The organism is Sporosarcina contaminans (genome assembly GCF_042679045.1).
Classification (GTDB): Bacteria; Bacillota; Bacilli; order Bacillales_A; family Planococcaceae; genus Sporosarcina; species Sporosarcina contaminans.
In genome coordinates this window covers 47693-60995 of the sequence record NZ_JBHTLT010000027.1, presented here as the reverse complement: position 1 = coordinate 60995, position 13303 = coordinate 47693, and the positions used below count along the sequence as shown (strand labels likewise).

General features: G+C 43.1%; 12 protein-coding genes. 5 read left to right on the top strand and 7 right to left on the bottom strand.

Translation table 11 applies throughout. The features are described from left to right. Window positions 1-55: 55 nt before the first annotated feature. Both ACFQ38_RS05655 and ACFQ38_RS05650 read left to right on the top strand, forming a co-directional pair. Window positions 56-3142: an efflux RND transporter permease subunit gene (locus ACFQ38_RS05655; protein WP_336825043.1), complete on the top strand. Its 3087-nt coding sequence runs from the start codon at window positions 56-58 to the stop codon at window positions 3140-3142. Window positions 3143-3563: 421 nt separating this feature from the next. Next, entirely contained in the window at window positions 3564-5375 is a 1812-nt protein-coding gene (locus tag ACFQ38_RS05650) for a mechanosensitive ion channel (protein ID WP_381480010.1), read from the top strand. A 153-nt stretch (window positions 5376-5528) separates the two neighbouring features. On the opposite strand, the gene ACFQ38_RS05645 is transcribed toward ACFQ38_RS05650, so the two are convergent. The 7 genes from ACFQ38_RS05645 to ACFQ38_RS05615 form a co-directional block, all read right to left on the bottom strand. Then, a complete protein-coding gene (locus tag ACFQ38_RS05645) occupies window positions 5529-6161 on the bottom strand; it encodes a response regulator transcription factor (protein WP_336825533.1) in 633 nt (210 codons plus the stop codon). Then, a complete protein-coding gene (locus ACFQ38_RS05640) occupies window positions 6136-7185 on the bottom strand; it encodes a sensor histidine kinase (protein WP_336825532.1) in 1050 nt (349 codons plus the stop codon). Before ACFQ38_RS05640 ends, ACFQ38_RS05645 begins: the two co-directional genes overlap by 26 nt. Beyond that, a complete protein-coding gene (liaF, locus tag ACFQ38_RS05635) occupies window positions 7182-7883 on the bottom strand; it encodes a cell wall-active antibiotics response protein LiaF (RefSeq protein WP_336825531.1) in 702 nt (233 codons plus the stop codon). The genes ACFQ38_RS05640 and liaF overlap by 4 nt, the downstream gene beginning before the upstream one ends. Beyond that, entirely contained in the window at window positions 7861-8154 is a 294-nt protein-coding gene (locus ACFQ38_RS05630) for a hypothetical protein (protein WP_381480008.1), read from the bottom strand. Before ACFQ38_RS05630 ends, liaF begins: the two co-directional genes overlap by 23 nt. Window positions 8155-8364: 210 nt before the next feature. Further along, the gene (locus ACFQ38_RS05625) at window positions 8365-9003 is read right to left on the bottom strand and encodes a PspA/IM30 family protein (protein WP_336825529.1); all 639 of its coding nucleotides are present in this window, start codon (window positions 9001-9003) and stop codon (window positions 8365-8367) included. A 13-nt stretch (window positions 9004-9016) separates the two neighbouring features. Continuing rightward, window positions 9017-9364, bottom strand: coding sequence for a lmo0954 family membrane protein (locus tag ACFQ38_RS05620; protein ID WP_336825527.1), 348 nt, complete (start codon window positions 9362-9364; stop codon window positions 9017-9019). Between the two features lie 289 nt (window positions 9365-9653). After that, entirely contained in the window at window positions 9654-9800 is a 147-nt protein-coding gene (locus tag ACFQ38_RS05615) for a hypothetical protein (protein WP_381480007.1), read from the bottom strand. Between the two features lie 295 nt (window positions 9801-10095). Here ACFQ38_RS05615 and ACFQ38_RS05610 point away from each other — a divergent pair, with 295 nt between their 5' ends. Genes ACFQ38_RS05610 through ACFQ38_RS05600 form a run of 3 tightly spaced genes read left to right on the top strand, consistent with a single transcriptional unit; the run spans window position 10096 to window position 13206 of the window. After that, the gene (locus ACFQ38_RS05610; RefSeq protein WP_336825524.1) at window positions 10096-11244 is read left to right on the top strand and encodes a thiolase family protein; all 1149 of its coding nucleotides are present in this window, start codon (window positions 10096-10098) and stop codon (window positions 11242-11244) included. A gap of 17 nt (window positions 11245-11261) precedes the next feature. Beyond that, on the top strand, window positions 11262-12032 hold the full coding sequence (locus ACFQ38_RS05605) for a 3-hydroxyacyl-CoA dehydrogenase (RefSeq protein ID WP_336825522.1): 771 nt from the start codon (window positions 11262-11264) through the stop codon (window positions 12030-12032). A gap of 13 nt (window positions 12033-12045) precedes the next feature. After that, window positions 12046-13206: an acyl-CoA dehydrogenase family protein gene (locus tag ACFQ38_RS05600; RefSeq protein WP_381480006.1), complete on the top strand. Its 1161-nt coding sequence runs from the start codon at window positions 12046-12048 to the stop codon at window positions 13204-13206. Window positions 13207-13303 lie beyond the last annotated feature (97 nt).

Below are 13303 nucleotides of genomic sequence, written 5' to 3'. Positions count from 1 at the left end.
ATTAGTCACTATGATAAATAACTGAGTCAAATCTGTCAAATAGGGGAGTGTAATATTGAAAGGCTTAGTCAATTTTGTTCTTAAGAATAAATTAGCAGTTTGGTTGCTTACGATTATTATTACAGTCTCTGGGGTTTATTCTGCAACGCAGATGAAAACAGAGACATTGCCGGATATTTCGATTCCGTATTTAATGGTGATGGATGTTTATCCGGGAGCAACTCCTGAGCAAGTTATGGAAGAAGTTTCGATACCTTTGGAAAGAGCGGTAGAAAACTTAGACCATGTGAAGTCTGTATATTCAAACTCATATTCCAATATGTCCAGTATTCAAGTTGAGTACGAATATGGAATTGATATGGATGAAGCGAAGCGGGAATTATCATCCGCATTAGAAACAGTAACAATGCCTGATGATGCTCAAGAACCTGTAATTACGGCAATTAGCATGAATATGATGCCTGTCGTTGCATTAAGTGTCAGCAGTACATCAGAAGATATTGTTGAATTGACTTCAACAGTTGAAGATATCTTGCTTCCGAAAATCGAAAAAATCGATGGCGTTGCATCCGCGACGATTTCTGGGCAGCATATCGAAGAAGTGGAGCTTACATATGATGATGAGAAAATGGCTCAGCTTGGATTGGATGAAGAATCCGTTAAACAAATGATCCAAGCAAGCAATATGGAAGTTTCTCTTGGTTTATATGAATTTGAAGAAGGTGAACAAGCGGTCGCTGTAGATGGCAAGTTCATGACGGTTGATGAGTTGAAAGGCATGCTCATCCCCGTAACGCCTTCTGAAGCAAATCCTTCCCCGTTCGTGAAGTTAGAAGAGATTGCTACGATTGAAAAAGTGGGTAAAGTGCAGTCCGTTTCCCGAACAAATGGAGAAGACGCAATTGCGATTCAAGTTGTCAAAGGTCAACGAGCGAACACGGTCGATGTTGTCAATGAAGTGAAGAAGTTAATTAAGGAAGAAGAAAAAGCAATCGATGGCCTGATTGTAGACGTATCACTCGACCAAGGCGAACCGATTGAATCATCTGTTTCCACAATGGTTGAAAAAGCGCTGTTCGGCGGATTGATTGCAGTACTGATCATCTTGCTGTTCTTACGTGATATTAAATCGACCATTATCTCGATTGTGTCGATTCCGGTTTCGATTTTCATGGCGCTTATGATTTTACACTGGTTGGACATTACGTTAAATATTATGACGTTAGGTGCGATTACAGTCGCAATCGGCCGGGTGATCGATGACTCCATTGTCGTAGTGGAAAATATATACCGGCGAATTCATTTGAAAACCGAAAAATTGTCGGGACGTGCATTGATTCGCGAAGCGACGATTGAAATGTTTAAACCGATCATGTCATCAACACTTGTTACAGTAGCGGTATTTGCACCGCTTATCTTTGTAGGTGGTATGGTTGGTGAGTTGTTCATGCCATTTGCTTTGACGATGTCGTTTGCACTTGGTGCTTCATTGCTTGTTGCGATTACAATCGTGCCGGCTCTATCACACTTCCTATTCCGGAAAAAGATCTATGGAGAAAAGCCGGAAAGCCAGCATAAAGAGGCAGGTAAAATGGCGAATTGGTATAAGCGTGTCTTAGGATGGACACTGAACCATAAAGTCATCTCTTCCGTTATCTCTATTGTGCTGTTAGCGGGAAGCTTAGCACTCACTCCATTAATAGGTTTTAGTTTCTTAGGCAGCGATGAAGAGAAAGTGATGTATTTAACGTATACACCGGCGACAGGCGAGCTAATGGAAGACACGCTCAAGAATGTTGAAGTTGTAGAAAAAGAAGTGCTAAAGCGTAAGGACATTGATATTGTCCAATTGTCCATCACAGATAGCTCCGATCCAATGGCCGCAATGATGGGTGGCGGGTCGAATGGTGCATTAATGTATTTGATCTTTGATCCGGACATGGAAAACTTCCAAGAAGTCCGTACTGAAATTGAAGACTATGTATTTAATATCGGCCAATCAGGTGAGTGGAAGAGCCAAGACTTCAGTTCAATGGGCATGTCCACAAATGAAATTAGCTATACATTCTTCAGTGAAGATTTGAACGACTTGAAAACAGCAGTACAGCAAGTCGAAGAAGTAATGGGAGAAAACAAAGGCATTGAAGACGTTTCTTCAAGCGCTGAAGATGCATATGTTCAATATACATTGAAAGCAACACAAGATGAGTTGCTGCAATACGGATTGACGACAGGCCAAATCATTATGATGCTGAATCCGACAAGAACACAAGAAGTGTTAACGACCGTCGGGAAAGATCGCAATGAATTGGAAGTAGTCATAAAACAAGAAGAAGCAGAACAACCAAAATCGATTGATGAAATATTGGCAACGGAAATTCCGACAGCAGTTGGCACGACGATCAAACTATCCGATATTGTAGAAATGGAAGAAGGCTCGACGTACAACACGTTGTCTCGAAGCAAAGGCCAATATTATGCAACTGTTTCTGGTAAATTAATAGAAGATGATGTGTCCAAAGCGACTTCAGAAGTCGATAAAGCAATTGAGGAATTGGATCTGCCGAAAGGTGTCAACGTCGATACAGCTGGTGTTGCAGCTGATATGGAAGAAGCATTTACACAGCTTGGCATGGCGATGCTTGCCGCAATTGCGATTGTGTACTTCATCCTTGTCGTAACTTTCCGTGAAGGTGTTGCACCGTTTGCAATTCTATTCTCATTACCATTTGCGGTGATCGGTTCCTTCGTCGGACTGTTAATTGCAGGAGAAACCATTTCCGTTCCAGTTATGATGGGTCTCTTAATGTTGATCGGTATTGTCGTTACGAATGCCATCGTTCTTGTAGACCGCATCGTCCGTATGGAACGCAGCGGAATGAAAATGCGCGATGCTGTGTTAGAAGCCGGCGCGACACGTTTGCGTCCGATCTTAATGACTGCCATCGCGACAATCGGTGCGCTTATACCATTGGCATTAGGCAATGGAGCAGGCGGCGGATTAATTTCGAAAGGCTTAGGCATCACGGTAATTGGCGGTCTTGTCAGCTCGACATTATTGACATTGATTGTCGTTCCAATTGTTTACGAAATCCTATCGAAAATGTTCAAGAAAAACCGAATGGAAGTTGAAGAAGATTAAGTAAGAAGGCGGAGGGGGAATTTCGATTCCTTCCTTCGCTTTTTTGGTATCTGCATTTCGATGTAGTATCAATCATGTGGTTACTTTGAAAAATGTTATCTTGAATATTGGGATTTTATAGTGTCTTGAAAATTGATTTCTACACAGTTTATTGCAGTTTCAATTTTAATGTTGATTACCAATGAGTCTAGCAGAGAGGCATTTCAACACGTTTTTTTCTCTCCAGGGGACCTTTTTAGTTGTATGTTCGGCAATGTTTTTCTTGAGAGGTATACTTTTATTGGTGAGAAGTCATAAAAAGTAAATTGATTATGAAATCCCTTATATGAATCGCTTGCCAACTTTATAGACAAATAGGTTTAGCTCAGTCCATTTGTAGGAATAGTCGAAGTAAGATTGTAAATGAATGGAGGACGCTGCAATGTTTAGAGACTTGTATTTGTCGAATATTTTTAGTTGGCTTCCCGAGCTGATCATTGGCTTGCTTGTCTTGCTGGTCGGCTTTTTCATTGCGAAGGCAGTTGAAAATGCTGTCCGGAAAAGGCTGAAGAAGTCGCGTGTCAATGAAAGGTTGGATGTAGAAGAATCAAAATGGAATATGGAGAAAATCATCGGAAAGGTCTTCTTCTATGGAATACTTCTCTTGGCCTTCCTGCTCTTCTTTAACATCATGAATGCTTCCATGATAGCTGCTCCTTTCATGACGATGTACTCCGGAATTGGCGGTGCGGTTCTTAGTATATTAAAAGCTGGGCTTATTTTATTGCTTGCTTGGGTATTGGCGTTAATCGTTAAGAAGGTACTATTGACGGTAGGCAAAAAACTAAACTTGAATAAGTATGTTGCAAAAGCAGGGGCCTCACCTAAAGAGGTGGATCAATCGAAATGGGTTGAGACAGCGGCAAATATTTCGTTTTACGTTATTTTGCTTATTTTCATTCCTGCTGTCTTGCACGCATTAGGATTAAGTGGCATTAGCGGTCCGTTTGAAGGCATGCTATCAAGCATTGTCCATTTCATTCCTAAATTGGTCGCAGCCGTGCTTATTTTCTTAGTAGGCTGGCTCGTTGCAAAAATTGTGCGCAATATTTTAACGAAGCTATTGGAATCGGTTGGTGTTGATCGTGCGGCTCATAAGTTGAAGCTTTCTTCGTACGTGAAGGGGACGAGCGTTTCGAGTGTAGTCGGAACAATTGTGTTCATCCTCATTATGTTGCCTGTAACGATTTCAGCTTTGGAAGTGTTAGACATTGAAGGGATTTCACAGCCTGCGATCGCAATGCTGAATGATATGATGACGATGCTGCCAAAAATTGCGGTAGCCATTTTCCTTGTTTTAGTCGGCGTATTGTTAGCGAAGTGGATTAAAGGGATTATCGTCTCACTATTGGACAACTTGGGAATCAATTCTTTATTCGGCAAGATGGGAGTTAAACAAACAGGCATTACAATGCCGACGCTTTCCCAAATGATCGGAACGATTGTCCAAGTGATTGTCATTTTGCTATTTGCAGTAGAGGCTTTGCAAGTGTTGAACTTGCATTTCATGGTCACTTTGGCAACAGGTATCTTTGCATACTTGCCGATGGTAATCGCTGCTTTGATCATTTTAGCGGTAGGATTCTACCTATCGAACTTGGCTGAAAAATTTGTCGGCAGCATTTTGACGACGAAAAGCGGCAGCCCGCACATATTGCGTTATGTAGCGAAATACGCAATCTTGGCATTTGCCTTCTTTATGGCGCTCAGCCAATTAGGCATTGCGCCCGCAATTATTAACGCTGCCTTCATACTTACCCTTGGCGGAGTGGCGCTAGCTTTCGGACTTGCATTCGGTTTAGGAGGGAAGGAACATGCATCCCGCTATTTATCCAAAATGGAAAGCAGTTTGCAAGAGGCGGACGTTTCCAAAGAGAATTGGGAACAGACGAAAGGTGAAATGAAGCAGAATGGGCGTCAAACAGCAGACAAAACAAAACGAGCAATGGACGAAGCAGTTCGGGAACAAAAACAATATAATGGGGATCAATACCCGAATAAACAAGACTATGAAACTTCTTCCTCAGATGAACTGCCATTGGCTGATCCGGCTGATTCAAATATGACTGATGCATTTAAAGATAATGACCCTACAGTATCCAATACAGACGACGGATTCAACACACCTGAACCTGGTGAACGTTATCCTTACGATGAAGACCGAGGGAATGATATTGATAGGGATAAACAATAAAATAGGAATAAGAAAGGTGAGGAAAAAAATTCCTCGCCTTTTTTCTTATGCACTAATGTGGAAGGGGAATGCACCGATGTTCGGTGATTATGCAGCAATGTTCAGCAATTACGCTGCAATTATGACCAAGGAACTATAAAGAAAGCAGCCCTTTCATTGCACTAATTTGTTCTGAAATGCGTAAATGACGGCTTGCGTCCGATCTTGCACTTCTAATTTTGACAATAGGTTGCTTACATGGGTTTTGACTGTTTTTAAAGCGATGAACAGCTCGTCGGCGATTTCCTGATTTGATTTCCCTTGTGCTAATAAAAGCAAGATCTCCAACTCGCGATCGGTCAATTCCTCATGAGGCTGCCGGTCATTGCCTGAACGCATTTTTTGCATCATTTTGCTCGTCACTTCAGGCTCCAAAACCGTTTTGCCGCTCAAAGTTTCCCGGATGGCTTCAGCGATCCTTTTGGCATTTGATGTTTTTAATATGTAGCTGATCGCACCTGCTTCCAAGGCTGGATACACTTTATCATCGTCTAAGAAGCTTGTAATAACCATAATTTTCGCTTCGGGCCACTGTTTAATAATTTCTGCAGTAGCTTCGGCGCCGTTCATTTCCGGCATGACCATATCCATTAATATGATGTCGGGTTTTAATTCCAACGCTTTTTGAACAGCTTCACGGCCGTTCGTCGCTTCTCCAACTACTTCCATATCCTGTTGCGTGCTTAAATAGGCAGATACGCCAATTCGCACCATTTCATGATCATCCGCCAACAATATCCGAATCATCGACTTCCTCTCCTTTCTTAGCAGGCAATTTTACTTCAACGATCGTTCCTTGTGAGGGGACGGAAACAATTTTGCAAGTGCCGCCAATTTCAATTGCGCGTTCCTTCACATTTTGCAATCCGTATGAGCCGCCTTTGCTGTCACCATCTTTAAAGCCGACGCCGTTGTCTTGTATGCGTAAAATGGCCAATCCATCGCGTTCGACAAATAATATTTCAACTTCTGTCGCTTGCGCATGTCGCAATGTATTCGACAAGGTCTCTTGTGCAATGCGGAAAAGATGGTCTTCTGCTCCTTTTGACAAAGTCACATCTTCCAAACGGAACCGGATATTGAAGTTGACTTTCTCTTTTAATTCGATTAAAAGCTCTTCCAATCCATCGGTTAGTGATTTGTTGTTCAAAGCTGCTGGCCGCAAGTGAAGGAGCAAAGCCCGCATTTCAAGCTGCGCCTGCTGTACCATCCTTTCTACTTGAAGCAATGGCCGGTAATTTTGCTCCGATTCATCACTTTGTTCCGTAATGGCTGACAACAGCATTGAAGCTGCAAATAGCTGCTGCGAAACAGAATCATGCAACTCCCTTGCAAGTCGTTGCCGTTCTTGTACGAGCCGTTCTTGAATAAGCTTATCTTGTGCTTCTGCCCTTTCATCTGTAATCCTCTGTAAACTCTTTCTTTGAGTGATGAGCACATTTGAGACGTTTTCTAGCGTTCGGTCGATTCTCGGAGAAAGCGTCTTATTTGTTTGTAAAACTTGCTCGGTCTCAATCAAACTCGTAAGCTGTTTTTCAAAAGCATTCTCTTTTGAACGGCCAATTGCACCCATCCAAAAAGCGATGATCCAACCTAATAAGAAAGAGGTTACGACAATCCATATGCCAAGAGGGACGTTCGCATACTCAATTTGATAAAAAACGGTATAGCTTTCTTTTAGCGGCAAATCTAATAAAAGATAAAAATAAACAGCTGTAATGCTTATGAAAAGGATAGATAAAGAGATGCCGCGTCCAAATAATGCTTTCATTTCCGCGTCACCTCAATATCTCCAATCCAAGTCGATAGGGAAATAATTAACTCTGCACCGTCATAATTCGGGTGGTCATAGCCATCTTTGTAATGAAGTGTTTCATTGATCATTCGCTTCGGGCTTATATCAAAAATTTTTGCCTCTCCTAAAAGTGTTGTGTAATGGATGCGCACTGGAATTTCATAAGGCAAGTCTATTTTTATTCGCCCGAAACCTTGACGTATGGCAATAAGAGAAGTGCCTTTCGGCAATACGGTTTCAGTCGCATCAACGGAAATATCTCCGAAAAATCCTTGTATGTGAATGTCTTCCCATTCATAGGAAGAAAACGGTGATGTTTGGACGGAAAACAATTTATTTTTCCATATGCCATTCGGTGTTGGCGCTTGGAAATCCTTTAATGGCCGCATAATCGTTTCAGCAGGAATGCCTTTCCACATATTGATTAGCAGATAGACAAGACCAGCGAATATGAGCAGGCGAAGGCTCCATAGTGTAATAAGTGCCATAAATACAAAAAAGAGTCCTGTAAACGTCATCCATTTGGAGCGTTTTTTAAAACCGTAATAAGTGAGTCCGGCACCTAAAAGGAGGAAAATGATATTGCCGTTCGCTAAAAAAACGGATTCGAAAAAAATGATCAACAAAAAAGCGATCAGCCAAAAGGTTATTTTATTTGTATTTGACTGTTTCATTTAAAATCCCCCTTCTTGATGTCGGAATGAGCGTAAGGTGATAGGTCACAATTGGATGCTGATGGTGTACCGTTAAAAAGTATTCTGCGCCGGAAAAATTGTGTGGTGCACTGAGAAACTCATGTTCTACGACAATAAAACAGCTTGTCGCTCCAATAAATCTAGTATTACGATAGAAAAACATATGTAGCGTCAAAGCATTTTCTACGCAAAGCTGCATGTAGCGCCAGTAAAATGAGCTTTGCGCCAGTAAAAGCATTTTCTGCGCCAATAAAGCCACATTTCGCGCCAGAAAAGCTACATATTACGCCAATAAAATCGCGTCCTACGCCAGAAGAACATCATGCCACGTCAATAAAACCTTGTTTTACGCCAGTAAACATGCGGTCCGTGCTTGGATACAGAGATTATACGTCTGTTTAGTCACGGATCGCATGTAAGGGTATCTAACTATGCATCATAATATGGGCCTGATTCGATTTTACACTACTTCGTCTTGTTTTGCGGCATTTTTCTCAAGTGCTTCTAAACGAAGTTCCATTGAAGAACTTTCGTATTCTTTTGTAGTCTCACCGCCTAAGTTTTCGATATACGTTTTCATTTCTTCCGTGCCAGCCATTGGCTTGTCTCCACGCTCTGGGGAAATGAATTTATCCATCCGGCGATGGGCTCGCGTAACGTTCTCTTTGCCCATTAATTGCAGCTGTCGCACTTTCATGTCTTTCACTTTATGCTTCATCTCTTCAAATTTCCGTTCTAACACAATTAGTTCGTTCGTAGTTTCAGTAATGCTTTTGGTGATTTCCATGCTTCTGCGTTCGTAAGCGTCAACTTCATCTTGTGCGAAAGCAGATAGATCTTCTTCTCCCGCATTTTTTGCAATTTCAAGCTGCTTTCTGCGTTTATCAGCCATAGCATCGGCTTCTGCCAATTCTTTTTGAAGTTCTTCTTTCAGTTTAATTTGACGCTCAAGCAGTTTGCCTACAGAAGAAGTCTGTTTTTCCGCTTCGCGAATGTATTGATTCAACATTGCGATAGGGTTTTTGTTTTCTTTATTGTCAAGAACTGTGTGTAAATCTGCTTGAATTGTGTACTTTAATCGATTCCAAAGTGAGTTCATATTGAATTCCTCCTTATTTTGTCAATTCATCCCATTGGCGTTCAAAGTTAACGAATGGATCGTCAGATTGAGTAATGATTTTTTCACTTTCTGTGTCATTCCATTTGCGCCATACATAGTAAACACCCAACAATGCAATAATGCCGATGAATGCTGGAATGTTCGTAACTGCCGTCAATAATCCGATGACGAGGACAGTGCCCCAGAACAGTTTAAGAAACGTTGAATCGCTCTTTCTGTAATAATGTAAACCTGCAAATGCAATTAAGGCGGAAATGGCAAGACCGATCATCGATCCAATATTCGTAAGAACAACGATCGCTGCCACTATGCCGATAATTGCGAGACCAAATTTCTTCATATTGTTGTTCCTCCCTTCAATGTATCTATAGCATACGTTGTTTTCTTTTATCTCCAAACGGGCGGAGAACGGATTTTACACTAAGACTTGAGACGTATGTCTATATTTTTGGGGGAGTAGACGAGAGATCGGGTGGCCTGCATATTCTTTCAATCGGTTATGGCTGTGGATTAAGCGGTTTACAGGTTAACAAGCGTTTCTCCTGCATGATCCATCGGTAACGTTGATGGTTCAAGCGGTTCAAGTGTGAAATCGGGCGCATGCGAGGTAAAATCGGGCGGTTGGCCCATTATACCAATCGGTTGAAGCAATCGATCATCATGCCGCCTGCATAATCGATCGATGGTGCCTCCACATCGGGGGCAGGTATATATTCGATCGGTTGATGTACATAATCGAGCTCGGGCGGGTTGAAATCAAGCGGTTGCTGTATCACATCGATTGTTATGCCTGCACAATCGGTTACTACCGACGGTTGTTTGATCGTTCCAAATATACAAGATCAGTAGCATAGATACATTGATCGTTCCATGTGCATAATCGAGCGAAAGCGTCGCCGCAGCGAGCTGTGCATACAAATAATTCTAATTACGTTAAACATCAATTATCTCGATTCTTGTTCGCTAAATATAGCACTTTCGCACTCAATGATTAGTAGATTTTGATAGCGCTTTCATGTAAAATGACAATATATAAGAAATGTCATTTAATTCAGAGAATAGGGTGAGGGTATGAGAGAAGTTGTTATAGTGGAAGGGGTTCGGTCGGCTGTTTGCAGAAGAAAGGGCAGTTTTTCTTTATATCGGCCGGATGAATTGGCTGCAGTTGTCATAGATGAATTGGTGAAGCGGGCGGGAATAGAAAAGGGTAAAGTGGAGGATGTCATTTTAGGCTGTGTAACGCAATCGGGTGAGCAGGGCGGCAATATTGCGCGGACAGCTGCTTTAATTGCGGGTTTTCCGATCCATGTGCCGGGTGTAACGATTGACCGGCAATGCGGTTCGAGTCAGCAAGCTGTCCATTTTGCTGCACAGGCAATTTTGTCAGGTGATATGGATATCATCATTGCTGGTGGGGTTGAAAGTATGACAAGGGCGCCTATGTTTTCGAATATCGGCGATGCAAAGCCAAGCAGCAAGTTGACTGAGCAATATGAAATTATTAATCAAGGACTTTCTGCGGAACGTATTGCAAAACAATGGGGGTTTAGCAGGGAAGAGTTGGACAACTATGCATATGAAAGTCATCAGAGGGCGATCCGGGCCATCGAAGAAGGCAAGTTTGCAGAGGAAATCGTTCCTGTACAAGTTGTCCGTGAAGATGGCGAGGTAAAAGTCATTGCAACAGATGAAGGTCCACGCCCTGATTCGACACCGGAAGCACTTGCTGGATTGCGGACAGTGTTCGATGAAAATGGCGTCATTACAGCTGGCAATGCAAGCCAGATGAGTGACGGAGCTTCTGCAGTATTGCTCATGTCTCGAGAAAAAGCGGATGAGTTAGGTGCAAGGCCGATCGCCCGCATTGTTGCGCGCTCTGTAGTCGGTTCGGATCCGACATTAATGCTGACTGGTCCGATTGAAGCGACTCGAAAGGTTTTAGTGAAGGCGGGGCTGACAATTGAAGATATGGATACATATGAGGTCAATGAAGCATTTGCGCCTGTCCCGCTCGCATGGCTGAAAGAAACGAACGCAGATCCTGAAAAACTGAATCCGAACGGGGGAGCTATTGCATTAGGCCATCCGCTCGGCGCAACAGGCACGAAGTTGCTTGTATCGATGATCAATGAATTGCAAAGAACGGGCGGTCGATATGGTTTGCTTGCCATTTGCGAAGGAATGGGAATGGCGAACGCGACAATTGTTGAACGTTTATGAAAAATGGGGGCTATGAGATGGAAATCAATGAAGTGATCGCAATTGTAACGGGTGGAGCTTCCGGTCTTGGAGAAGCGACAGTAAGACGCATTGTTGCCAACGGCGGAAAAGCAGCCATATTTGATATGAATGAAGAGAGAGGCGCTGTGTTGTTGTCTGAATTGGGTGATGAACATGCTTACTTTCTGAAAACAGACGTTGCGAACGCTGAGGAAGTGGAGCGGAATGTGAAAAAGGTAGTAGATAAGTGGGATTCAGTCAATGCACTCGTCAACTGTGCGGGCATAGCTACACCGGGGAAAGTCGTATCGAAGGGTGGTCCAATGGCGCTTGAGCGGTTTGAGCAAGTGATTCGTGTAAATTTGACGGGCACATTCAATGTCATTCGAGTAGCAGGCGCTGCGATGCAAAAAAATGAGCCGAATTCGGACGGCGAGCGTGGGGTTATTGTCAACACAGCTTCGGTAGCTGCTTTCGAGGGACAAATCGGGCAAGCGGCTTACAGTGCATCGAAAGGGGGAGTTGTCGGAATGACGTTGCCGATTGCGCGGGAATTTGCGCCATATGGCATCCGTGTGATGACAATTGCACCCGGGCTTGTTGAAACGCCATTGTTCGGAGGTCTGCCTGAGCAGGCAAGGGCATCTTTGGAGGCGTTGACATTATTCCCGAATCGGCTCGGAAGGCCGGAAGAATATGCGAAATTGGTCGAAAGCATCGTAACGAATCCATTATTGAATGGCGAAGTAATCCGATTGGATGGCGCAATTCGGATGCAGCCGAAATAAGGGGGATTAGAAAATGGCTCGCTATCGATATGAAACGGATGAGCATGAATTATTTCGCAGCACACTAAAGAAATTTTTGGCGAAAGAAGCGATCCCTAATTATGAGGAATGGGAGAAAAAAAGGCTCGTTCCGGTTGAGTTTTGGAGGAAATTGGGTGAAATGGGCTTTCTCTGTCCGCAAGTCGAAGAAAAGTATGGGGGACTTGGCTTGGATTTTAGTTACGGCGTCATTATCGGGGAAGAGATGGAGCGGGTCGGCGCGGGGTTGACAGGCGTTGGTTTGCATAATGACATCGTCGTTCCTTATATTGAGGCGTATGGAACAGAAGAGCAAAAGGAAAAATGGCTGCCTGGGTGCATTACAGCAGATTTCATCACAGCTGTAGCAATGACGGAGCCTGGTACAGGGTCGGATTTGGCCAATATCCAAACGACTGCGTTGAAAGACGGCGATTATTATATTGTGAACGGGCAAAAGACGTTCATTACAAATGGTGTGAACGGAAATTTGTTTTTAGTCGCTGTCAAGACAGACCCGAAAGCACAGCCGAAGCATAAGGGCGTCAGCTTGCTCATCATAGAGGAAGGGACCCCGGGTTTTACAAAAGGAAGAAAGTTGGACAAGGTCGGCATGCATTCGCAAGATACTGCAGAGCTGTATTTTGAGGATTGCAGAGTTCCAGTAGAGAATTTAATAGGGGAGGAAGGAAAAGGATTCCGTTATTTAATGGAGAAGCTTCAGCAAGAGAGGTTGGTTGTTGCGATTGCAGCTCAGACTGCGGCGGAAGATATGCTTGAATTGACGATCGATTATGTGAAGTCACGAAAAGCATTTGGAAAGCCAATCGCAACATTTCAAAATACACAGTTTAAAATTGCCGAGATGGCAACGAAAATTGAATTAGGGAAAACTTTTCTGGAATCGCTGATTGAGGACCATTTAGCAGGCAAAGATGTCGTTACGAAAGTGTCTATGGCGAAGTATTGGATTACTGAGACGGCGCGGGATATTTCTATGGAATGTATGCAGTTGCATGGCGGCTATGGTTATATGGAAGAGTATAAGATTGCAAGAAGATATCGAGATATTCCCGTTTCATCCATCTACGCTGGAACGAATGAGATTATGAAGGTGATCATTGCCAAAAATTTAGGGCTGAATGATGGGGAATAAATGGCTATGGCCATGCATAACTTGGATTGGTCTGACAGGGAGAAGGCCTGCGTTGCTGGCAATTAGTGAGTGGTTGTACATGCTTTACAAAATATAG